This is a genomic window from Treponema sp., from assembly GCF_045641405.1.
Classification (GTDB): Bacteria; Spirochaetota; Spirochaetia; order Treponematales; family Treponemataceae; genus Treponema_D.
In genome coordinates this window covers 49504-71566 of sequence record NZ_JAZUGX010000001.1, presented here as the reverse complement: position 1 = coordinate 71566, position 22063 = coordinate 49504, and the positions used below count along the sequence as shown (strand labels likewise).

Genomic DNA, 22063 nt, shown 5'->3' with positions numbered 1-22063 from the left:
TTTTCCTAAAGCGCCTGTCTTAAAAAATCCAGCGGAGTATTTGCAAGAGATTCTGAATCAAATTCTACAGAACCTTCTTTTTTGTCTGCAGAAAGAATGCAGGCAAAGGCTAAAGGTACAGGTTCAGAAGAGGATTCATAGTTCTTCATGGTTCCAGCATATTCGTCAGGAATTTTTTCATCCGCATAGACAAAGAGGATTTCCTTTTCATCTCCGCAAAGGACGCTTGCTGCCGCAGAAAGAAGGGCATCCTTGAAGCATCCCTTTGAAGGATAGATTACGCTATAGCCTCCCTTCATGCCCAGTGCTATCGTCGCGGCGGCAATGGGAGTGTTGAACACAGAAAGGGAGAATGCGGCAGGAAGAATCATTTTGTCTTCTATGAGCATTTTATCGATGGCGAATTCCCTTTCTATTTCACCGCGGAAAGAAGAAAAAACAATCTTGAAATCTCTTGCGCCTGGAATTTCTTCAACCACATCATGAACAACCTGAACCGTCATCTTTGTTATCTGGCTGAATCTTCTGCGGAACAGTGGATCTGTGAATTCAATTTTTGGCGAAAGCTTTTCGTTCTGAATGGCATCAAGCCCGTTTTCAATTCCAGGGGCCCATGCCTTTGTACTGCTGATGTAAAATTTCATTACTTGCCGAACTCCAGAAGAGAGTATGCGTTGCTGCCTAAATTGTGGTGGGCGTCCTTAAGACGGAATCCGGCTGCTTCTATGGCATCCCTTAATTCTTCAAAGCGGTACATCTTGCTGTTGCCGTTTGCCATGCAGGTAAAGTAAAGGGAAGTTGCCATTACGGAGTATGCATTGCCTTCAAACTGCTGCTTGTCCCACAATGGTTCAAGAACATAGACGGTTGTATTGTCTCCGGCAGCTTCATAGATTTTCTTTGCAATTTTAGTAACCTGCTTAAGGCTGAAGCAGTCAAGGAACTGGCTCATCCAGTAGGCGTCTGCACCGGCTGGAAGTTTTGTAGTTTCATCAAGAACGTTTCCGCTGCAGGTGCTGATTCTGTCTGCAAAACCGGCTGCTGCCGCATTCTTTTCTGCGACCGCAGTCTGTCCTGGCAGGTCTACTATGGTCACCTTTACATCCTTGTTGTATTTGCAGCAGGCGATGGACCACTTTGCCGTGTTTCCGCCGATGTCGACAAGGGTCTTTGGTGCATTGCTTCCAAAAACTACAGGAAGGGCAACAGGAAAAGCTATGTCGGAATAAAAATGATCGAATTCAAACCAGGATTTCTTTGAACGTTCATCAAGCTGAGAAAGTCCTTCATAGATGACGGTCCACTTGTCGGAAAATTCCTTTAGTCCTTCTGGCTTGCCGTTTACTACAGATTCCTTGAGCTTGAAGGCGCCTTTGTAGCAGATGTCGTTGGTGAAATTGAAGTTCACCTTTGTAAGGGTATCGTTCAGGAGGAACCAGCCTGTTTTACCCAATGTGTACTTTTCATCCTTCTGGCAGGTGGAATCCTTTGTTATCCTGATTACATTCATTCCCAATGCCATTTCGCAAAGGACACCCACACCGTATTCCGTAAGGCTGGTCTTTTTTGCAAGGTCGGCAATGGAAATTCCGTCGTCACCAGCATCCTCGATAAGGTTAAGAATGCCAAGTTCAATCATTGCCCTGATTGCCTGGAATGTCATAGGGGCAAAGGCTATTTTCTGGGCTTCAAAGCGTGCGTCGATGGCGCGTATGTCGTCATCTTTATACTTGTCAAATGAATATTTGGATCTGTCCATAATTCCCTCGTGGAAATCATTCTATATTGAATCAGCATTCATTTCTACTATATAATAAAGGTTAACATTATTTGTAGTTTTTGTTCTCAGGAGAATTTATCATGGACGAATTGAAACAGGAAATCAAGGAAGTAATCATTTCTTCATTGCAGCTTGAAGACATCAAGCCAGAAAACATAGTTGATGACGCACCTTTGTTCAACGAAGGTCTTGGTTTGGACTCAATCGACGCTCTTGAACTTGGTGTTGCCCTCAAGAAGAAGTTTGGAATTAAATTTGCAACAGAAGGCGAAGATACAAAAAAGGTTTTTGCTTCTGTAAATGCACTTGCAGAATATATAACGGCAGAACGCGCAAAGGCAAACTAAGAGGTTCAGGATGTCAAAGGAAGAAATTTTTGTAAAGCTCAAGGAAATTCTAGTCTCGGTTTTTGAACTTGATGAAGCTGACATTACCCCAGATGCCCTTCTTGGCGATGACCTTGATCTGGATTCTATCGATGCCATCGATCTTGTAGTTAAAATGAAGGAATATACTCCAGAAGGAAAGCCGACTATCGATGCTTCCATCTTCAAGGAAGTGAAGACCGTCCAGGATGTTGTCGATGCCATTGCAAAGGTCTGGGCGTAAGGAAAGTGTTTTGTCCAGGTTCCTTAGGATTCTTTTTTATGCAGTGGCGGCTGTGTATCCAGTGCTGGTTTTCTCCATGCTGGTGGTGTTCAAGCTGCCTGTAAGGATTCTTTCCCTCTGCATAATGATTCTTGCGGCTGCATTTTTTCTTAGTGCAACCGCTAAAACCGGTAATAGTGATAAAAAGTCTGCCTTAAGCTGGCGCCCCTTGGTGTCATCGGCCCTTTTTCTTGCTGCCGGTCTTTTTTGTTTTATAACACAGAGGACGATTTTTCTTAAGCTCTATTCTGTGGCCATAAGCCTGATATTCCTTGTTGCTTTCGGAAGCACTCTTTTTTCAGCTCCAAGCATCATCTTCAGGTTTGCAACTCTCATGGACCGAACCATCAGGGGAAGCTCGTGGGAAAAACAGGTTGAACGCTATTGCTTCAAGGTAACCATCGTATGGTGCTGCTATTTCATTTTGAATGGATGCGTTTCAATCTGGACTGCATTCTTTGCCAGTGACAGGGTGTGGTCCATATATAACGGCGGGATTTCCTATGTCCTCATGGGGCTTCTTTTTGCCGTGGAATTTATTGTTAGAAAGAAGGTGGATGGAAAGATGATCAAGACATATCCTGTTTCTAGATTCAATGCGGAATCAAGAAAGGATTCCCACATCCTTTGCTATGACGAAAGGTATTCTTCTGGATCCTACAAGACATGGAAGGATTTCCTCTGCGACACTGCAAAGGCAAGAAAATACATTTCTGCCAAGAGTGCGGAGGAATGGATACTTCACTGTGAAGACTACTGGTATTTTCTGGTTGTCTTTATTGCGCTTCTCCAATGCGGCAAAAAGGTCTTCCTTACGCAGAACATCGCGGAATCTTTCATCGCAGAGATAAAAAAAGAGGGAACGGAATTCCTTACCGACCAGAAGAAAAACAACGAGGTGATCGAAGGATCTGCCTTCATCCCAGACTTGATTGAAAATGCTGCGGAACCTTCAGAAGAAGAAATCAGGACCGTTCCTGCCATCAATCCTGAGGATTCCAACATCTTCATGTATACTTCAGGTTCGACTGGCACTCCAAAGGCAGTTCCCCAGCGCATGAAGGAATTTGAAGAAGACAATGCGTTCATCATCTCCAAATGGGGACAGGAATTCCTTAGCCGCCGTCTTGTTACGACAGTAAGCCAGCATCATATCTATGGCTTCCTTTTTGGGATCTGTCTGCCTTTCACTTTGGGTGTACCTTTCCGCAGGACAAGAATTGAATTTCCTGAGGACTTTGAAAAGCTTACGGACGACAAATACATCATCATTGCGACTCCAGCATTCCTTAAGCGCACGGTTGAATCAAAGGAAAAGCTTCCCCTTGACGACACATGGATTTTTACCAGTGGTGGTGCCGTAAGCCCAGAACTTGCGGTCCTTACCGAAAAGGTGTTTGGATTCTGTCCCCTTGAGGTCTATGGCTCTACGGAGACAAGTGGAATAGCCTACCGCCAGCAGGCAAAGGATGGTTCTGTATGGACTCCATTCGACAACGCAAAGGTCTGGAAAGGTGATGACGGATGTCTTCGTATCATATCACCGTACATCAAGAATCCAGATGGGTTTGCCACGGCAGATCTTGTTGAATTCACTGGTGAAGGCCAGAAGTTCCTCCTTAAAGGTCGCAGCGATTCCATTGTGAAGATCGAGGAAAAACGCATATCCATGACGGAAGTCGAAAACAGGATCCTTGAAAGCGGTCTTGTTGCAGATGTAAAGGTCATTGCCCTTTCAAATGATGTCCGTCAGTTTCTTGCGGCGGCGGTCGTGCTCAATGCCGAAGGAAAAAAGAAATTCGAAGGAACTGAAAAATACCTCATCAACAGATATTTCCATGACTGGCTCATGAAGTTCTTTGAGAATGTTGTACTTCCAAAGAAATGGCGTTTTGTGGATGCGCTTCCTGTAGATGTTCAGGGTAAGAAGCACAGGAATGAGATAGCCGCCATGTTTGAAAACCAGCAGGATGCATAGAACCATGAGCAGCCATTCAATAGAAAATGAAACCGTAATAAGCAAGGATGACTCTTCCGTTATGTTGGAATTCGTTGTTCCAAAGGAAAGTGATTTCTTTGACGGACATTTTCCTCAGTTCAAGCTTTTGCCTGCCGTAGGACAGTTTGAATTGATTTCACGTTTTTCAAAAAAATACTTCCATGTAAGCCGTGGAATCTCGTCCATCAAGAGGATGAAATTTTCGGCTCCTATTCTGCCTGATGCAAAGGTCAGGATGAAGCTGGATTTCAATGCAGAGAAGAATTCAGTAGCCTTTAAGCTCTGGTCTTCTGCAGATGAAGCAAAGGTCTATTCTTCTGGAGTATTTGCGGCGGTAAAAAGTTGATGAACAGATTTGCTTTTATCATTCCAGTTTATAGACATGGGTCGACCCTGGACTATGTCGTTTCCTCTCTCCTTGAATTCAATTGTCCAATAATCGTTGTCGATGATGGAAACGGAGAAGAGGACAAGGCATTCATCCGTCAGGTTGTGGAAAAATATCCGTGTGTCGTTCCTGTATGGCGCAGCAGTAACGGAGGAAAGGGAAGGGCTGTGAATGATGGTGTACGCAAGGCCCATGAGCTTGGAGTCACCCATTTCCTTCAGATTGATTCAGACGGTCAGCATGATGTGGGGCGTGTAAAGCATTTTCTTGAGCTTTCGGAAAAGAATCCAGAAGCAATCATATGCGGATATCCTGAATATGATGAAAGCGCGCCTACAGCAAGGCTTAAGGCAAGAAAGGTTGCCAACACCTGGGTGCACATCGTTACCCTGTCCAATGAAATCAAGGACTGTCTTATCGGCTTCCGTGTGTATCCTGTGGCTCCTTACCATAAGCTGCTAAAATCCCATGCCATCATCGATACCCATATGGGTTTTGACACAGACATACTTGTCCACCTTATGTGGAAGGGCATTCCTGTCGTTCAGAGTGCTGTAAAGGTAAACTATCCAAAGGATGGTGTTTCCAATTTCCGCGTAGTAAGGGACAACATTCATATATCACTCACCTACACAAGGCTTTGCATAGGCATGATGTTCCGTTCACCCGTCCTTGTCTGGAGAATGTTTAAAAGAGGTTCAAGGAAAAATGGATAGACAGTGGTTCGACGAAAAAGAGCAGGTAAAGACAAGTTTCCCTCTTCTTTTGACGCTTGGACTTGTAAAGGTTCTTCCTTTGCCAGTGGTCAGTGTCATTATTTTTCCTGTCGCTTTCTTTTACTATCTTTTTTCAAAACGCGCACGGACGGAGATTCGCAGGTTCCAGAACCAGATGAGGACTTTTACTGGTGGACATCTTCCTCGGAAGCTTTCGACCTACAGGACGCTTTTTTCCTTCAGTCTTTGTCTTGTTGAACGAATCGCTGGCTGGATTGGAAAGATCGACGAGGAAGATATCTTCTACAACGATGACGACATAGATGACTACTGGGAAAATCTTGAGAATGGACAGGGCTGTCTTATGCTTGCTTCCCATCTTGGAAATGTAGATCTTCTTAGAAGCCTTTCAACCTTCAGCAGGGCAGGTGTGGACAAGGTCGTGCCTGTTACTGTCATCATGGAAATCAAGTCTTCTGAAAAATTCAACAAGGTTCTTAAGTCCATAAATCCTGACTATGAACTTACCGCTCTTGATCCGACCGACATTACACCAGAGACGATCATTTCATTGCAGGAAAAGATAAAGAACGGAGAGATTGTCGTGCTCACAGGAGACAGGATTTCCGCACATTCAACCAACAGGTTCATAAAGACAAGGTTTCTTGGCAAAGAGGCAAATTTCCCATATGGCGTATTCCTCATCGCAGCCCTTCTGGAATGTCCGACCTATTTCTGCTTTGGGCTTAGGGATGAAGCCGTAATGCTCCGTCCTGTGAATGCCGTGTATATGCACAGGTCAGACATCGACTTTACCGACTGCAAAAGAAGTGAGCGCGATGAAAGAATAAAGCGGCTTTGTGAAAACTATGTGATGATGCTTGAAAAATACTGCATGTGGTTTCCAAACCAGTGGTACAACTTTTTTGATTTCTGGAGTGAGGCTGAATGATGAGTAAAGAATATTTCACAGTAGAAAAGGAATTCAAGGTTGAATTCTACGACGTGGATTCCATGGACATCTGCTATCACGGAAACTATGTGCGGTTCATGGAAGTCGGGCGTTGTGCTCTTCTTGATGAAATTGGTTATAATTATATAGATATGAAGGATGAGGGCTATTCCTTTCCTGTCGTGGACATAAAGGTCCGCTATATGAAATCCCTCCACTTCAATGAGGTTGCAAAAATCCGTTCTTCAGTAATTGAATACGAGAACTGCCTCAAGGTGAAGTATGAGATTTTCAATTCAAAAGGAGAGCTTACAACAAAGGCTGAATCGACACAGATGGTTGTCAAGGAATCTACAGGTGAGACCATGTTCGTCTGCCCAGAAACTTTCATCAACAGGATGAAGGCAGCCATTGCAGGATGATTTGCCGATGACCGATACAGGAGATGTTTGGATATGAAAAAAATAATGGCTTTTACGGCAGTTCTTTTTGCCGCTTTATATACTTTTGCGCAGAGCCTTTCAATAGAATCAGTCTGCGCTGACCTTTCAAGGAACAGGATCACAAAGGGGGATTTTGTCCAGGAAAAGACACTCAGCAAGACAGGAAAGACACTCAGGTCAAACGGAAAATTCATTTTCAGTACAGAGGGAATTGTCTGGAGCACAGAAAAGCCTTTTCCTTCGACATTGGTTCTTGGTGAAGACTACATGGTTCAGATTGGAGCGGACGGAAGCAGAAAGGTGACTGATGCAAAAGGTAACGATGCCTTCAAGAGCGTTTCTTCAACCTTGCTTGCCCTATTCTCAAACGATGTTTCGAAGCTGGGGCAGAATTTCAAGCTTGTTTTTTCGGCAGGTGCAGACAATACATGGACTGTTTCGCTTGAACCTAAGGATAAGACTGTTGCTTCCGTAATGAGCAGCATAGTCCTCAATGGAAAAAGCAGCTCCGTCAGCTCGGAAATTTCCGAAATCATCCTCAATGAAGCAAAGGGAGGTGCTGTCCTCTACAGATTCATGAACCAGTCTCATCCTAAGGAATTAACTACAGATGAAAAAGCTTGCTTCAATAACAGATAGATTTTCCAACAGGCACTTTTTTGCTCTTTGGCTTGTAACCCATTTCATTGTCCTCGCCATATTCGGTCTTTCCCTTCTGTTTTCAAAGGGGTCCCTGAAGATTGATGCTGATCTGTTCAACATGCTTCCAAAGCAGTTCTCTGGTGAATCGGTCGAGAAGGCTGACAGAAAGCTTTCAGAAGTGACCAGCCGCAATGTGTTCATCCTTTCCTGCAACAAAGATTTCGATGCGGCAAAGGATACCGCGGAGAAAGTCTACGAGGAGCTTAAAGGCAGCCGAAATTTCAAGTCCCTGTCCTTGTATCAGGATACAGAGACCTTGGGGCAGTTTGAAAATTTTCTTCTGGAAAACAGATTCAATTTCATAGATGAAGATGCAGGAGATGCTTCTGCAATTTCAGAAAAGGCAATGGAAAAGCTGTACAGCCCTTTCACCTATTCAAGCCTTGGGTATCTGGATAGGGATCCTTTCCTTTTGACTGAAATGGAGATGGAAAATTATCTTGGTTCCCTTGCATCAAACGGCACTGCTTTGGGACTAAAGGATAATGTCCTTGCAAAGGAATACAACGGCAGCTGGTATGTAATGGTCCGTGGTCTTTTAAGCAAGGAAGGCTCTGCGCTGGCAAGCAGAAAGAACGGAATTTCCGAAATCTACGATGTATGCTCAAAGTACGAAAAGGATGGCCAGCGCTTTGTTTATTCAGGTACGACTTTCCATAGCCATAAAAGTTCAAACGCAGCTTCAAAGGAAATTACCATTATTTCCGTGGTGTCCCTCACTGCGGTCCTTGCCATGCTGCTTCTTGTTTTCAGGACACCTGTTCCTATTCTTCTTTCCCTTGGCTCCATCGGAGTGTCTGTCCTTACGGCATTCCTTCTTACAATCTCCGTATTCCATAGGGTTCATGTCCTGACCTTGATTTTCGGTACATCCCTCATAGGTTCCTGCATTGACTACAGCCTTCATTACTTCATCAACTGGAAGGCAAACACTTCATTGACAACTGGTGCTGAAATCAGGAAGTATCTGTTTTCGGGGCTTCTGCTTTCGCTCATCTCTACGGAAATCTGTTTTGCAATCCTTATCTTTGCACCCTTTGAGCTTCTTAAGCAGATGTCGGTTTTCTCATTGTCAGGAATTTTCAGTTCCTTCCTTTCCGTTGTCTGTATATATCCTCTGGTTCCAGTTCCAGAGAACAAGAAACGCCGTGTCCGTGGAACAAGGTTCGTAAGGATTCCAAAATGGTACAACAGAAAAATTGCAGGCCGCTGTGCAGTCACCGCAATGTTTGTTTTTGCTTTCACTTGCCTTGGCGTTGGATACAAGCACTGCAGGATTGAAAATGATCTTTCGCGCCTATACAAGATGGAAGGTCGTGTGCTTGAAGATCAGATTGAAAGTGCCAGAGTGCTCAACTATGCGCCACGAGGCTGGTTCATCATCCGTGGATCAAGCGCTGACGAGCTCATTGTCCTGGAAAAGAAAGTCGTATCGGATTTAAGAAATAATATAGAGGGCATATCACTTTTCTGTACTTCTGACTTCCTTCCTTCAAGGGAGCAGCAGGATAGGTCCAAGAAAATCTATGAAAGCCTTCTTCCTGTGATGGAAGCCCAGCTTTCCTATATCGGAGAAGATGAATCCATGGCTCAGGAAATTCGAGCTGAATGGGAATCCAAAAAGAATGTCTACACGACCATGGAAGATTTTCCTGAATTCATTCAGACTGCCTGTGCCAATTCATGGCTCGGTGAAATCGAGGGAACCTGGTATTCCGTCGTTATGCCTTCCTTCATTCCAGAAGGGCTTGATGGAAAGACCTTTGCCGCAAAATACGGTCAGGATGTTTTCTATATAAACAAGATGGCGGACATCAGCCACGACATGGATATCCTTACTGTAATGATCCTTAAGTTCTTTGCCGTTGCCTATGTGCTCATCTTTGTTGTCCTAAAGATGTTCTACAAGCTCAAGCAGTCCCTTAAGATCATTTCGATTCCACTGCTGATAATTCTCCTTGTAAGCTCTGTTTTTGCCATCGCAAAGATTCATCTGGAATTTTTCTCGATTACTGGAATCATCCTTGTCTTTGGTCTTGGACTTGATTATGTCATCTACATGGTGGAAGCCCAGAAGCGAAATGATTCAACGGAAAACAAGAGGCTTGAACCATATGCGATCCTGCTTTCCTTCTTTACGACGGCAATTTCCTTTGGTGCGATTTCCTTGAGTTCCTTTACTCCTGTGCATCTTATGGGACTTGCAATTCTGGTTGGACTTATAACTGCATATTACAGCTCATTCTTCTATGAAAGATAGCTGTCATGATGCAATGGACGCCGTCAATTTGACAAAAATATCCATAATATTTAAACTTTATCTATGATTAGATTTTCCAGATTCTGTGCAGGAATTGTCTCGCTGGTTGTTTTGACTTCAGCTTTTTTTGTTTCCTGCGCATCAGGTGGCGTTGAGGCGGAGGTTAAGACACCTGCCGTTTTTGTTACCAACCTTAAGAAAGTAAATATACTCACTGCGGACAACATCATTAAGCCAATGGATGAAGTTCAGCTTTTTGAAGGATCCTTTGGTGACAGAAGCTTTTCTCTCCCTCTGTACATACAGGCTGACGAGAAAGGAATAAGCATTTCCATGCTCAATGATTTTGGAACCAGTCTTGGTGACCTTACTTACAGCGACAATGTTGTGGAATTTTCATCTTCTTTGTTCCCTGAAAACCTTAAGGCTGAATACATAGTCTGGGACATTCAGCTTGCGATATATAAGGCAGAGGCTCTGTCTCAGAGACTTGCAAGACAGAAGCTTGTTTTTACCGTTGAATCTGACGGAGAAACAGAAGTCAGAAGAATTCTTGACGGCAGCAAAATAATAGAAGAAATCACTCTCAGAAAAAATTACATGGAGATAAAGAACATCCTTCGCGGCTATGAATACCATCTCATTGGAGTCGGCGATGAATAGAGTTTATCTTAGTGATCCTGGCGTCGTGACCTGTGCAGGGCTAAGTGCCAGGGAACTTTGGGATTCAGTCACAAAAGGGAATCAAAGCGGCATCAAGAAAGTTGCTGCGGTTTCAGGTGAAGAATTCTATGCAGGAAGAATTGATGAAGACAAACTAAAGAAAACTACTGCAAGATTCGACATGAGGATCCATCGAATCCAGGAAATGGCATTGGATCAGATATCCTCTGCCGTTGCTTCCGTAAAAGAAAAATTCGGACCTGACCGCATTGCCGTCTGTGTAGGCTCCTGCGACAACGGAACTGAATTTTCCGTTGCGGGACACAAGGCTTTCTTTGAGACGGGAAAATTCGATGATACATATTCCATAGAGATGCAGGGGGCTGACTATCCTTCTACATTCGTAAAGGAAAAATTTGGACTTGCAGGACCATGCCTTTCTTTCAGCACTGCCTGTTCTTCGAGTGCGGAGGCTATGGTCAAGGGGGCCCAGCTGCTTGCCTCTGGAGTTGCAGATGCCGTCGTCGCTGGAGGTGTGGACATTGCATCGGATACGGTTCTCCTTGGCTTTGGTGCGCTGGAAGCTGTTTCCTCAGAAATAACAAATCCTTTCAGTGCAAATAGGCATGGAATAACCTTGGGAGAGGGAGCTGCCTTTTTTGTAATGACAAAGGAAAATCTGTTTGGAACTGACATAGCGCTTCTTGGCTACGGCGAAAGCTGTGATGCACATCACATGACATCTCCTGATCCTAGTGGAGACGGTGCAAGGCGTGCCATGGAAAGTGCCCTCAGGTCTTCAGGTCTCAAGGCTACTGACATAGACTACATCAATCTCCATGGTACGGGAACAAAGCTCAATGATTTGATGGAAAGCAAGGCTGTAGATTCAGTCTTTGGGGAATACAAGGTTGCTGCAAGTACCACGAAACCATTTACAGGCCATACCCTCGGCGCTGGAAGTGCCGTTGAGCTTGCAGTCTGCTATGAAGCAATAAAGATCAACAGGGGCAGCGAAACTCCTGTGCTTCCACTGCAGATGTGGGATGGAATTCGCGACGAGGAAATGCCTACACTCAATTTTGTGGATAAGGAAAACTCCATAGCCAACAGAAAGATCAGGACATGCATGAGCAATTCCTTTGCTTTCGGTGGATCCAACTGCTGCCTTGTCGTGGGGGAATCATGAACCAGAGGATAGAAAAAGATCGGCTAGTGGAATATCTTCCTCACAAGGGAAAGATGTTCCTGCTTTCAAGGGTTACCCAGCACGATGTTGAAAAGCTTTCCATCACGGTGGAAACCGATATATCGGAAGATTTTATCTTCTATGAAAAGGAACTGGATGGAATCCCAAACTGGTGTACTTTTGAGATCATGGCTCAGGCCATATCGGCGCTCACTGGAATTCATGACAACTTCTACGGAATTGAACCTAAGGCTGGATGCATCCTCAGCGTCATTGGATTTGAGTCGAATATTGAAGTATTCAAGGCTGGAACGACCATAAAGGCGGCTGCCGTAGAAGAATATAGGGACGACGAAAGCCACATCTATCGCTATAAATGTGCAGCCTATGTTTCGCCAGAAGCGACTGAAACTGCAGTTGAAGCGACAATAACGGTGATGCAGACAGAGGATATTGAAACAATCCTCAACCGATAGTGGAGAATTATTGCAATGAATGAAGATAAGAAGGTTTTGGTTACAGGTGCCTCAGGTGGAATAGGAAGAGCGATAGCCTTGGATTGCGCCAAGGCAGGCTACTATGTTATCTGCCACTACAACCGTGGAAAGGAAAAAGCAGAAAGTCTGCTTGAAGAGATAAAGTCTTTCGGTGGCAATGGAGAACTCATCCAGTTTGACATCACCGACCGCGATGACTGTAAGATAAAACTTGATGCAATGACAGAAACTCATGGTGCCCTCTGGGGAATCGTAAGCAATGCGGGCATAACAAAGGACAATACCTTTGCAGGCTTGAGCGGAGAAGAATGGGACAGCGTAGTCCATACAAATCTGGACAGTTTTTTCAATGTGCTCAATCCTCTTGTGATGCCATTGGCAAGAAAGAAAAAGGGACGCATCATCACCATTGCTTCCGTCAGCGGCATCATGGGAAATAGAGGTCAGACAAATTACAGTGCCTCAAAGGCTGGTATCATCGGTGCGACAAAGTCCCTTGCCACGGAACTTGCCAGCCGCTCAATCACTGTGAACTGCATTGCACCTGGTCTTATTGAAACGGATATGATAAAGGATGCCCCTCAGGAAATGATAATGCAGACGATTCCAATGAAACGTGCAGGAAAACCTTCGGAAGTAAGTGCCCTTGCGGTCTTTCTTCTTTCCGAGGAAGCTGGTTATATCACCCGTCAGGTTATCTCTGTTAACGGAGGATTGATCTGACAATGACATTCACAAAGCCTAATGGAAAGCGACGTGTTGTTGTTACTGGTGCTGGAATGCTTTCGGCACTTGGTCGCAGCTGGGACGAAGCATACTCAAGATTAAAGGAAAAGAAAAACCTCATAAAGTACATGCAGGAATGGGAACATCTGGACAAGATGAACACAAAGCTTGCCTGCCCTTATACAGAGGAGCTTCCAAAATTTCCAAGAAAGAAGATACGCGGAATGGGCCGAGTTGGACTTTTGTCTCTTGTGGCAACAGACGATGCCCTCAGGATGGCAGGTCTTCTTGATGAAGAAGGAAATTCCATAGAAGAAATTAAGAATGGAAGGACTGGCATTGCCTATGGATGCTGTATGGGTTCCATGCAGGCTTTGTCTGACATGATCGGCATAGTGGAAAGGGGAGACTTCAGCAAGGTCGATTCCCAGACCTACATCAAGTGCATGCCTCAGACCTGTGCCGCCAATCTAAGCATCTATTATCAGATCCGTGGTCGTGTGATCGTAACGGATACGGCGTGTACTTCTGGAAGTCAGGCAATAGGATATGCTTACGAAGCAATCTCGGACGGAAGGCAGGATATGATGATCGCAGGTGGGGCGGATGAACTTTCCGCTGCCGACAGTGCCATCTTTGATGTCATGGGAGCCGCCAGTGCAAGAAATTCCGCACCAGAGACAACGCCTACGGCATGGGATGCAAAAAGAGACGGTCTTGTAATCGGAGAAGGTGCAGGAACGTTGATCCTTGAGGACATGGAGCATGCCGTCAAGCGTGGTGCCAGAATCTATGCGGAGGTCGCAGGTTTTGGAACGAACATGGACGGTACACATATCACAAGTCCAAACAGCGAGACTCAGGCGGTTGCCCTTAAGCTTGCCCTTGATGATGCAAAGGTGTCTCCAGAAGACATTGCCTATGTCAATGCTCATGGAACGGCGACAGCCCACGGTGATGTTTCGGAAAGCAATGCCGTTTACAAGGTCTTTAACCGTGCGGTTCCAGTCAGTACCACAAAGAGTTACATTGGGCATACACTGGGTGCTTGCGGAGCCATAGAGTCATGGCTTACAATAAATATGATGAATGAAGGATGGTTCCATCCAAACCTCAATCTTTCTGAGGTGGATCCTGAATGTGCACCTTTGGACTACATCATGGGTGATGGACGGGAAATTGATGCAGAGTATGTAATGTCAAACAATTTTGCATTTGGCGGAGTCAACACATCCCTCATCTTCAGAAAATGGAGCGAAAACTAAATGGCAGTTGCTGATATGATAAAGAATATTTTTAGAAAGAAGGAAGAAAAGCCAGCAGGTCCAAGTCTGATAGAACAGATCAACAGGCACATGGTCCTTCTTGTTGAAAAATCTGGAAATCTCAATGATACCTTTGAGGTGGAAAAAGCGGAAATTGCATCGATTGCCGAAGAAGCTGCTTCAATCGAGGAGTCTAAGGAAATTCTTGCAGCAAAGCTTGAGCAGGATATCCTCGGAAGGATAACTGCCGTAAGCTCTGCATGTGAACAGGCAATTGCAGGAAACGCCAGGGAGAACGTAAAAAAAGAAATCAGTTCCCTCAAGGCAAAAATGAGCCAGCGTTCTGCCCTTAAGTAACCTTAATCTGGCTGAGTACCTTTCCTATGCTGTCGTGGATCACAAGGTCTGCGATTTCGTCGCTCTGGGTTGGATCTCGGTTGATAAGGACGATGTTGTTTCCCTTGAAATACCTTACCATTCCAGCGGCTGGATATACGGTAAGTGAAGTTCCTCCTATGATGAGAAGGTCTGCGTTTGAGATTGCATCAAAGGCTCCTTCCACGGTTCTTTCATTCAGAGGTTCTTCGTAGAGTACGACATCTGGTTTGATGATGCCGTTGCAGCTGCTGCATCTTGGTATTCCATCTTCGCCTGGATTTTCCCTCAGATAGCTGTCGTCATAAAATTCTCCGCACCTGGTGCAATAGTTCCTCAATACGCTTCCGTGGAGTTCCCAAACCTTTTTGTTGCCTGCAGCCTGATGCAGACCGTCAATGTTCTGCGTTACGATGCCAAGAAGCTTGCCTGCCTTTTCAAGTTCTGCAAGCTTAAGGTGGGCCGCATTGGGTTTTATTCCGTTCAGCAGAAGCTTTTCCCTGTAGAACCTGTAGAATTCCTTTGTCTTTGCTGCAAAAAAGGATGCGCTGATTATGGTTTCAGGCGGATAATCCCATTTCTGGTTGTATAGTCCGTCTACGCTCCTGAAGTCAGGAATTCCGCTTTCCGTTGAAACGCCTGCTCCTCCAAAAAAAACAATCCTGCTGGCCTCGTCCACAAGGCGCTGAAGTTCTTTTATTTTGTCTTCCATATCCAGAAATTATACCATCGGTTGGCATAAAAAGCGCCTGAAATCTGAAATTCCTATATAAAGTTAGAGGAAAATTTCAATGTTAACACCTCTTTATAAGTTTTGTTTGACGATTTTGACATTTTGGAGTTATGATAAAATGAATATATAGAAATTTAAAAATCATGCCGATAAGACTATATGGGAATTTCTCTTCATATAAGAATTGGATTTTCTTTGGTTTTTTTATTTCTGAATATTTGGCAATAAAAAAAAGTTCATAAATAATGGGGTAAATTATGCAAAAAAAAGTACTGGCATTCCTGGTAGCAGTATCGCTGTTGCCTGTTTCTTTGTTTGCAGCAAAGAAGATTACTTCTCGCTCTGTTGGATCTGAAAACAGCTGGCAGGAAAAGTTCGACATCAATCAGGAAACCGAACATGAAGCGGGAAAGTACAATGTTCTTGTTACTGCGGAAGACAAGGCAGGCAATAAGACTATCGCTGGACCGTTCAACATCTACATTGATCCAAAGTCAGACCTCCCAGTCAGTGGCATCACGAATCCTGTAGAGAACATGCGCGTTCCAGGTAACCTCAACATCGTCGGAACCTGTGTTGATGATGATAAGGTTACAGAAGTATGGCTCATCCTTGACGGTGACGAAGAGAATCCTGTAAAGGCTCAAGGTACAGAATTCTGGTCCTACTTCCTTGATACTACAAAACTTTTTGAAGGACCTCATACAATCGAAGTATACGGTATTGATAACGGTAATCCTGATGCATACAAGGATGAAAACGGAAAGATAGATACAACCCGTGTAATTCCAAAGAAAGGAAACCGCACAAAGGTAACCTGGCAGCTTGACCGCCGTGCCCCTGTAATTGAAGTTACAAACCTTACGATGGGACAGCTTGTTTCAGGCAGGATTGATCTTTCGGGAACAATCAAAGACGGTAACGGTATCAATACTCTTGAATATTCCCTCGATGGTGGAAAGTATTATAGCTTTGCATCGATCAAGGAAGAAAAATATAAGGAAAGAACGGAAGACGGACTTATAAGTGAATTCAAGTTCAATATATCCGTAAACACAAAGGACTTCCCAGACGGTGTTGCGACTTGTTGGTTCCGTGCCAGGGACAACGCTGGTTCTGTAGGAAACTATGCATTCCTTTATTTCATTGACAACACAAATCCAGACATCAGGATCATTTCTCCTGCAAAGGATGAAGTAAAGAACGGTGTGTTCACGATCGCGGGTTATGCAAAGGATATCAACGGTATCCAGAAGCTTACATGGCAGTGGGGACAGGAGACAGGCGAGTTTGAGCTTACTCCAGGAAACCCATACTGGGTAAAGGAAGTAAACTCCATCGGAAAGCAGAAATCTGAAGTGTTTACAGTGACTGGTACAGATACGATGGGAAACACTGTTGTCGTAAAGCATACGATTGCACTTAACCAGGAAGATGACAAACCTGTTGTTACCATCGGATATCCATCAAACGGTGTTGAATTCGAAGGCGAGGAGGGTGCTCTTTTCCTCCGTGGTATCGTTACAGATGATGATGGTCCTGTAAGCGTTACTTACAAGGTTGATAATGGCGAAGAAAAGACAATCGACTGCATCGGTGTATTCTATGCCCCAGTGGAAGGCACATTTGCAGACGGAAACCATACAATCTCTGTTTATGGAACTGACAAGTACGGAGTCAAGGGTAACGTTACGACAAGCACATTCAAGTCCAAGGGTGTTGCTCCTGTGTTTGGGCAGCCAGTCTACAAGGCAGGCGGATCATCGGTTGATTTCGTCAATGGACTTACTGTAAATCCAGAAGCAGACGGAACATATGAAGTTCCAGTTTCTTCAACATGCGGACTTTCTTCTGCAAAGTATAGACTTACTTGGGGAAAGAACGGACTCATTGAAGGCGATGCAGGACTTAAGGGCGGAGAAAAGAACGTAGCCGTATCCGTTCCACTTTCAGGCGATGCTCTTCCATGGGGCGTTGCAAAGATTGAAGTTACAGCAACAGACATCTACGGCCGTCCAACAGTATTCAATTCAATAGTAAATATCCGTGACCTTACAAAGATATGGACAGACACACCTGGTGTCTATTTTACAGATTCAAAGATAACGGAAGATGGTGCAGTGATCGCACTTAAGGACAAACCTCTCACAGGTTACTTTGCTGGCGGAAAGATTTCTTCTGTTGCCCTCAGCCCAGCCCAGAGAGGTGTTGATGTTTCTTTCAAGGGAAATGTAATCACTCTTTCTTCTGAAACTGATTCAACTGAATTCAAGGTACAGGTGACGGACGCTTCTGGAGCCGTGTATACATCAAGGGCACTCAAGTTTGTAGCTCCACTTGAAAAGCTTGTTCTTTCCCTCGACGACACAGAGGCATACAACGCAGACCGTGGCATTCCTTTTGAATTCGAGACACCTGATACAAAGCTCAGCATTTCTGGTAAGGTTACAGTTCCTTCTGCAAAGGTTCGCTACAGAATCCTTTCAGTAAAGGCAAATATGTTCAACGATGTTCTTCTCGTAGGTTCAGAACGTGCAGAAGATACAGACTGGTCGACAATCGATGTTTCAAGAAGAGGAACATGGTCGATTACAAACCTTAATTTCAATTCATTTGCGGAAGGAGTTGCTGTCGTTGAAATCGTAGCAGAGACAGCAGATGGTCAGGATTCTGCACAGGCAGTGTTTATCCGCAAGATTCCATACGCTCCAGAAGAAGATGTAATGGATGGAAAGAAGAAGGTTGTAAAGGCAGCTCCTAAGATGTACTGGCTTTCTGGACGCGACAACTACGGTGTATGTGTATATCAGGGATCATTGGACAATGCATTCAAGTATGTCCGCAAGGAAAATCTCCGTGCAGACGAGCCTGCAATCGTATTTACTGCAAATACACAGGATACTCCAAAGCCTGTAAAGATTTCTTCATCACCGCTCAATGTTCAGGCAGAAAGCAGGATTGATGTTGAGCTTTCAAACATTGACAACGAAACATACAAGAGCGGTATGAATGTTCTTCTCGGCAGGGGCGCACCAAAGGATGAAAGCCATGCAGTCTCTGTTACGGTAAAGAGCAACAGCGTAATCAAATCTGTTTCATACACAATCGACGGTGTTGATGCTCCAGGCGGACTTTCAAAACAGTCTGGTTCCGCACCACTCAATCTTATTTCTTCGGATCCTGAGACATTTGAAAATGTATACTCGGCTACAATTCCACTTTCCAATCTTCCTGCACGCATAACGAACATTGCGGTTTCTGCAGAAGCAAGAGGAAAGACAGTCGTTGCAAAGGGTACATTCAATGTAATCCGCCAGCATGAAAATATTGACAACCAGCCTGCTATCTACTGGCAGTGTGAAGGAAAGACACGCTACGACGATAGCCTCAAGGCCTATGTCCTCAACGACGGTTCAGCTTTGGTAGGATACTGCAATGTTCCAGGTCCAGTTACGGCAAGAGTCCGCGGTGAGACACCAGGTCTTAAGGTTTCTTCAGAAGGCAACATCATCAAGCTTACTGCGACTACTGACGGAACTTTCCGCGGTGTAAGCGTTCGCGTAAACGGTGAAGATGGTGGTTCATATCTTGCTCCTGATGTCAACCTTGTCGTAGATACAGCAAAGCCAACTGTAAACATGAACAGTCCTAAGGTGATGTCGTTCGTAAAGGATTCATTCATCATCTCTGGTACTGCTAGCGACGGCAATGGAATCGCAAAGATTGAATACGCAATCACAGATGAAAAACAGGATATCAAGGAAAAGGACGGAACTGTCAGGGAATCTGGAAAGGCAGCCTGGAAGAACGTAGCTTTCACAAAGGCAGGTGAATTCTGGGTAAATGTTTCCCTCAAGGAAATTCCTGATGGATATGTTCCATTCTCATTCCGTGTAACTGATACTGTCGGAAAGACGACATATGTGAACAGTGTCCTTCACAAGGATGTAACTCCTCCAGAGGTAAAGGTCATTCTTCCAGAAGAAGGATCTGTAGTTAACGGCGAAAATACAATTGTATTCTCCGTTAAGGATGCTGGCAGAACAAACAAGATCATGTACACAAGTGCAAGCGGAAGAACAAAGCTCCCATATGAGATCTTCGTCCACGCAAGCGATGTGCCTGTAAAGAAGGACAAGGATGCTGATGGAAATGAAGTTGATTCATCGGAGAGATACGATCCTCTCAGAACAATGAACTTCCAGCTTCCAAACATGAGGGTAGGAACATTTGATGCTCCTATCGACAACAACATGTCATTCACATTCACAGACGACAACGGAAACGAAACCGTAATCAACAAGTGGGACTTCAAGGTAGATGAAAAGAGCGATAAGCCTGTCACAGAAATCCACCTTCCAGAAGAAATGCAGGTTGTTACGACAGACTTCACAATTTCCGGTGTAGTTTACGATGATGATGGCAAGTGTAAGATCTTCTACAAGATCGACAACGATGAATACAAGCAGTACATCACGGAAGATGGCAGCGAATATTCTTCAAGCTATAAGTTTGACATTCCACTCCTTTCACTCAAGGACAACGAGCATGTGATCACTGCATATGCAATCGATGTAAACGGAGTAAAGGGTGACGAAATCAAGCGTACATTCCGCGTATCCCTCGAGGAACCAAAGGGTGGAATGACTTCTCCTGAAATCGAAAAGACGGTAAAGGGAACTGTTACACTCAAGGGTTGGGCAAGCGATAAGAACGACATCGGTCTTGTTCAGATTTCCGTGGACAACGGTGCGACATTCAACGATGCAAAGGGAACTACAGACTGGTCATACACATTCAACACAGCTGTTGTTCAGGATGGAACCCATGTTGTATTCATCCGCATCTACGATAAGTATGGAATCGGAGCTCTCTATTCATCTTTGATCAACATCGATAATACTGCTCCAAACCTAAGACTTGAGCTGCCACTTGACGATTCAAAGGTTTCAAGAAGGATCTTCATGTCTGGTCAGACAACTGATAACATCGAGCTTACAAGCCTCTTCCTTACAATCCGCAGTCTTGAAGGAAAGACAATCCCAGACCGCCTTGCAAAGAGAGTTCTTGTTCCAGATGAGATCATCACTCAGGTCATCGATATTTCTGAGCTCAACAATGGATTCTACAACATCGAGCTTACAGGTACAGATGCCGCAGGCAACATCACTCGTGTCAGCCGCAACATTGAAGTAGACAAGACAAAGCCTCTTTCTAAGGTTGACGTTCTCTATCCACTTAACGGTGAACACTGTCATGGACAGTTCAACATCTATGGTAGTACATACTCAGAAAAAGATGATCCTATCGACCATGTTGACCTTTACATCGACCGCCGCAAGATGGAAGAACTTGGCAGCGCAGAAGTAACAAAGAGTGGATACTTCAAGTTCACTCTTAACCACACAATTACTCCAAAGCTTATTGAAGAAAAGGATGCAAACGGAAATGTCGTTGCATATCCAGCTGGCGAAGAATACGAGCTCAAGGATGGAGTTCATTCATTCCAGACAATTGCCGTAACAAAGAACGGTAAACGTGTACTTTCAAATGAGCAGTCGTTTGTATACAGTGCAACAGGTCCATGGGTAACACTTGAGACGTTCACATACGGTGACTTTGCAAGAAACAGACCATTGCTTGAAGGTAATGCAGGCTACATTCTTACAGAAGAAGAAAAGCTTGAGATGAAGGACAAGACCATTCCTTCTGACCGCCGCCGTGAACTTGAAAACAGAAAGGTAAAGAGAATCTACATCAGCTTTGACAACGGTAAGACTTACGAACCTGTTGCAAAGGAAGGAAAGACACACTGGGAATACAGGGTAGAAAACCTTGATATCCCTGCAGGATTCCACTTCATGCTCGTTAAGGCAGAAATGTACAACGGTGACAAGGCTATCACAAGAACTGTAGTTCAGGTTGATAGAACCAACCCATCCGTAACATTGATTTCTCCAGGTGAAAGCGGAAGATACAACCAGCAGCTCCTGTTCAGTGGACTTTCTGGTGATGATATCGACCTTAACGATGTAACTCTTACATTGCGTAAGGGTGACAAGGCATCTTATGAGGTACCAAAGTTCATCCAGGGACTTTACTTTGACGCCTCTGTCTGGGGTGCTACACTCTGGAATGTAGGTGTTGGTCTTACAGCATTTGACGGTGCCGTAAAGGTTCAGGCAAGCTTTGGACAGTTTACTCAGGAACAGCGTGACAGCATTTCCAAGATGTTCGGAAAGGGACTGACAGGTATGCGCTTTGGTGGCAATGTATTCAGCGGTAAGATCATCGCTCAGCTTGCCTACATACCATTCAGATACTTCTGGGGACGTGACTGGGACTGGCTTACTGCAACAGTTTCCATCGGTGCCAACTTCTCTTACTTCACCGACTCTGGTGCATCCGCAACAACGGGTGAAAAGGTCGCACAGGTTCTTTCTGCCGCTCTCATGCAGTTTGAATTCCCTCGCGTAACGATTGAGAAGGCAAAGTACTTCAGGACCTGGTCTACATATGTAGAACCACAGGTTTGGTTCATCCCATCCGATGTTGGCGGTGATGATGCCAAGAAGTATGTATTCACATTCAGCATTGGTGCGAGAACAACACTCTTCTAAGTTGAACTGAAACAGCTTGGCACATAGCTAAAGGAATTTGAGGACCGTTCGGTAAATCCGAGCGGTCTTTTTTTTCTTGCCAGACGAGTAGAAAAAGAATTATACTA

19 protein-coding genes are annotated in these 22063 nt (G+C 44.6%); 16 read left to right on the top strand and 3 right to left on the bottom strand.

From position 1 onward, the window contains the following. Window positions 1-5: 5 nt before the first annotated feature. Together ACKI39_RS00250 and ACKI39_RS00245 are read right to left on the bottom strand one after the other, a co-directional pair. Window positions 6-644, bottom strand: coding sequence for a beta-ketoacyl synthase chain length factor (locus ACKI39_RS00250; protein ID WP_407396484.1), 639 nt, complete (start codon window positions 642-644; stop codon window positions 6-8). Then, on the bottom strand, window positions 644-1759 hold the full coding sequence (locus ACKI39_RS00245; RefSeq protein WP_407396482.1) for a methyltransferase: 1116 nt from the start codon (window positions 1757-1759) through the stop codon (window positions 644-646). The genes ACKI39_RS00250 and ACKI39_RS00245 overlap by 1 nt, the downstream gene beginning before the upstream one ends. 101 nt (window positions 1760-1860) lie before the next feature. Between ACKI39_RS00245 and ACKI39_RS00240 the strand changes: the two genes are divergently transcribed. The 15 genes from ACKI39_RS00240 (at window position 1861) to ACKI39_RS00170 (ending at window position 14585) form a co-directional block, all read left to right on the top strand. Continuing rightward, the gene (locus ACKI39_RS00240; RefSeq protein ID WP_407396480.1) at window positions 1861-2127 is read left to right on the top strand and encodes a phosphopantetheine-binding protein; all 267 of its coding nucleotides are present in this window, start codon (window positions 1861-1863) and stop codon (window positions 2125-2127) included. 10 nt (window positions 2128-2137) lie between these two features. Beyond that, complete coding sequence (locus ACKI39_RS00235; RefSeq protein WP_407396478.1) at window positions 2138-2389, top strand: acyl carrier protein; 252 nt, start codon at window positions 2138-2140, stop codon at window positions 2387-2389. Further along, window positions 2364-4406: an AMP-binding protein gene (locus ACKI39_RS00230; protein ID WP_407396476.1), complete on the top strand. Its 2043-nt coding sequence runs from the start codon at window positions 2364-2366 to the stop codon at window positions 4404-4406. Before ACKI39_RS00235 ends, ACKI39_RS00230 begins: the two co-directional genes overlap by 26 nt. Before the next feature lie 4 nt (window positions 4407-4410). Further along, entirely contained in the window at window positions 4411-4773 is a 363-nt protein-coding gene (locus tag ACKI39_RS00225) for an ApeI family dehydratase (RefSeq protein WP_407396475.1), read from the top strand. Continuing rightward, entirely contained in the window at window positions 4773-5531 is a 759-nt protein-coding gene (locus ACKI39_RS00220; RefSeq protein WP_407396473.1) for a glycosyltransferase family 2 protein, read from the top strand. Before ACKI39_RS00225 ends, ACKI39_RS00220 begins: the two co-directional genes overlap by 1 nt. Then, window positions 5524-6483: a lysophospholipid acyltransferase family protein gene (locus ACKI39_RS00215; protein ID WP_407396471.1), complete on the top strand. Its 960-nt coding sequence runs from the start codon at window positions 5524-5526 to the stop codon at window positions 6481-6483. The genes ACKI39_RS00220 and ACKI39_RS00215 overlap by 8 nt, the downstream gene beginning before the upstream one ends. After that, window positions 6480-6905, top strand: coding sequence for an acyl-CoA thioesterase (locus tag ACKI39_RS00210; RefSeq protein ID WP_407396469.1), 426 nt, complete (start codon window positions 6480-6482; stop codon window positions 6903-6905). Before ACKI39_RS00215 ends, ACKI39_RS00210 begins: the two co-directional genes overlap by 4 nt. Window positions 6906-6938: 33 nt before the next feature. Next, the gene (locus tag ACKI39_RS00205; RefSeq protein ID WP_407396467.1) at window positions 6939-7565 is read left to right on the top strand and encodes a LolA family protein; all 627 of its coding nucleotides are present in this window, start codon (window positions 6939-6941) and stop codon (window positions 7563-7565) included. Then, entirely contained in the window at window positions 7537-9888 is a 2352-nt protein-coding gene (locus tag ACKI39_RS00200) for an MMPL family transporter (RefSeq protein WP_407396465.1), read from the top strand. Before ACKI39_RS00205 ends, ACKI39_RS00200 begins: the two co-directional genes overlap by 29 nt. Before the next feature lie 63 nt (window positions 9889-9951). Next, window positions 9952-10551, top strand: coding sequence for a DUF3261 domain-containing protein (locus ACKI39_RS00195; RefSeq protein WP_407396463.1), 600 nt, complete (start codon window positions 9952-9954; stop codon window positions 10549-10551). Next, window positions 10544-11740, top strand: a complete 1197-nt coding sequence (locus tag ACKI39_RS00190; RefSeq protein WP_407396461.1) for a beta-ketoacyl synthase N-terminal-like domain-containing protein — start codon at window positions 10544-10546, stop codon at window positions 11738-11740. The genes ACKI39_RS00195 and ACKI39_RS00190 overlap by 8 nt, the downstream gene beginning before the upstream one ends. Beyond that, a complete protein-coding gene (locus tag ACKI39_RS00185; protein WP_407396459.1) occupies window positions 11737-12216 on the top strand; it encodes a hotdog family protein in 480 nt (159 codons plus the stop codon). Before ACKI39_RS00190 ends, ACKI39_RS00185 begins: the two co-directional genes overlap by 4 nt. A gap of 15 nt (window positions 12217-12231) precedes the next feature. Next, window positions 12232-12960 (top strand): 3-oxoacyl-ACP reductase FabG, encoded by a 729-nt coding sequence (fabG, locus tag ACKI39_RS00180; RefSeq protein WP_407396457.1) that lies wholly within the window; start codon window positions 12232-12234, stop codon window positions 12958-12960. A 2-nt stretch (window positions 12961-12962) separates the two neighbouring features. Then, entirely contained in the window at window positions 12963-14228 is a 1266-nt protein-coding gene (locus ACKI39_RS00175) for a beta-ketoacyl-ACP synthase (RefSeq protein WP_407396455.1), read from the top strand. Next, on the top strand, window positions 14229-14585 hold the full coding sequence (locus ACKI39_RS00170; RefSeq protein ID WP_407396453.1) for a hypothetical protein: 357 nt from the start codon (window positions 14229-14231) through the stop codon (window positions 14583-14585). Here ACKI39_RS00170 and ACKI39_RS00165 read toward each other — a convergent pair. Then, complete coding sequence (locus ACKI39_RS00165; protein WP_407396451.1) at window positions 14578-15315, bottom strand: NAD-dependent protein deacylase; 738 nt, start codon at window positions 15313-15315, stop codon at window positions 14578-14580. The genes ACKI39_RS00170 and ACKI39_RS00165 overlap by 8 nt on opposite strands. 278 nt (window positions 15316-15593) lie before the next feature. On the opposite strand from ACKI39_RS00165, the gene ACKI39_RS00160 reads away from it, so the two are divergent. After that, window positions 15594-21956 carry an Ig-like domain-containing protein gene (locus tag ACKI39_RS00160; RefSeq protein ID WP_407396449.1) on the top strand — a complete coding sequence of 2121 codons (6363 nt, stop codon included), beginning with the start codon at window positions 15594-15596 and terminating at the stop codon, window positions 21954-21956. Window positions 21957-22063 lie beyond the last annotated feature (107 nt).

What these genes read in the sequence shown, in the direction of transcription:
- ACKI39_RS00250 (WP_407396484.1), bottom strand. Translation starts at nt 644, where the DNA reads ATGAAATTTTACATCAGCAGTACAAAGGCATGGGCCCCTGGAATTGAA.
- ACKI39_RS00245 (WP_407396482.1), bottom strand. Translation starts at nt 1,759, where the DNA reads ATGGACAGATCCAAATATTCATTTGACAAGTATAAAGATGACGACATA.
- ACKI39_RS00240 (WP_407396480.1), top strand. Translation starts at nt 1,861, where the DNA reads ATGGACGAATTGAAACAGGAAATCAAGGAAGTAATCATTTCTTCATTG.
- ACKI39_RS00235 (WP_407396478.1), top strand. Translation starts at nt 2,138, where the DNA reads ATGTCAAAGGAAGAAATTTTTGTAAAGCTCAAGGAAATTCTAGTCTCG.
- ACKI39_RS00230 (WP_407396476.1), top strand. Translation starts at nt 2,364, where the DNA reads ATGCCATTGCAAAGGTCTGGGCGTAAGGAAAGTGTTTTGTCCAGGTTC.
- ACKI39_RS00225 (WP_407396475.1), top strand. Translation starts at nt 4,411, where the DNA reads ATGAGCAGCCATTCAATAGAAAATGAAACCGTAATAAGCAAGGATGAC.
- ACKI39_RS00220 (WP_407396473.1), top strand. Translation starts at nt 4,773, where the DNA reads ATGAACAGATTTGCTTTTATCATTCCAGTTTATAGACATGGGTCGACC.
- ACKI39_RS00215 (WP_407396471.1), top strand. Translation starts at nt 5,524, where the DNA reads ATGGATAGACAGTGGTTCGACGAAAAAGAGCAGGTAAAGACAAGTTTC.
- ACKI39_RS00210 (WP_407396469.1), top strand. Translation starts at nt 6,480, where the DNA reads ATGATGAGTAAAGAATATTTCACAGTAGAAAAGGAATTCAAGGTTGAA.
- ACKI39_RS00205 (WP_407396467.1), top strand. Translation starts at nt 6,939, where the DNA reads ATGAAAAAAATAATGGCTTTTACGGCAGTTCTTTTTGCCGCTTTATAT.
- ACKI39_RS00200 (WP_407396465.1), top strand. Translation starts at nt 7,537, where the DNA reads ATGAAAAAGCTTGCTTCAATAACAGATAGATTTTCCAACAGGCACTTT.
- ACKI39_RS00195 (WP_407396463.1), top strand. Translation starts at nt 9,952, where the DNA reads ATGATTAGATTTTCCAGATTCTGTGCAGGAATTGTCTCGCTGGTTGTT.
- ACKI39_RS00190 (WP_407396461.1), top strand. Translation starts at nt 10,544, where the DNA reads ATGAATAGAGTTTATCTTAGTGATCCTGGCGTCGTGACCTGTGCAGGG.
- ACKI39_RS00185 (WP_407396459.1), top strand. Translation starts at nt 11,737, where the DNA reads ATGAACCAGAGGATAGAAAAAGATCGGCTAGTGGAATATCTTCCTCAC.
- fabG (WP_407396457.1), top strand. Translation starts at nt 12,232, where the DNA reads ATGAATGAAGATAAGAAGGTTTTGGTTACAGGTGCCTCAGGTGGAATA.
- ACKI39_RS00175 (WP_407396455.1), top strand. Translation starts at nt 12,963, where the DNA reads ATGACATTCACAAAGCCTAATGGAAAGCGACGTGTTGTTGTTACTGGT.
- ACKI39_RS00170 (WP_407396453.1), top strand. Translation starts at nt 14,229, where the DNA reads ATGGCAGTTGCTGATATGATAAAGAATATTTTTAGAAAGAAGGAAGAA.
- ACKI39_RS00165 (WP_407396451.1), bottom strand. Translation starts at nt 15,315, where the DNA reads ATGGAAGACAAAATAAAAGAACTTCAGCGCCTTGTGGACGAGGCCAGC.
- ACKI39_RS00160 (WP_407396449.1), top strand. Translation starts at nt 15,594, where the DNA reads ATGCAAAAAAAAGTACTGGCATTCCTGGTAGCAGTATCGCTGTTGCCT.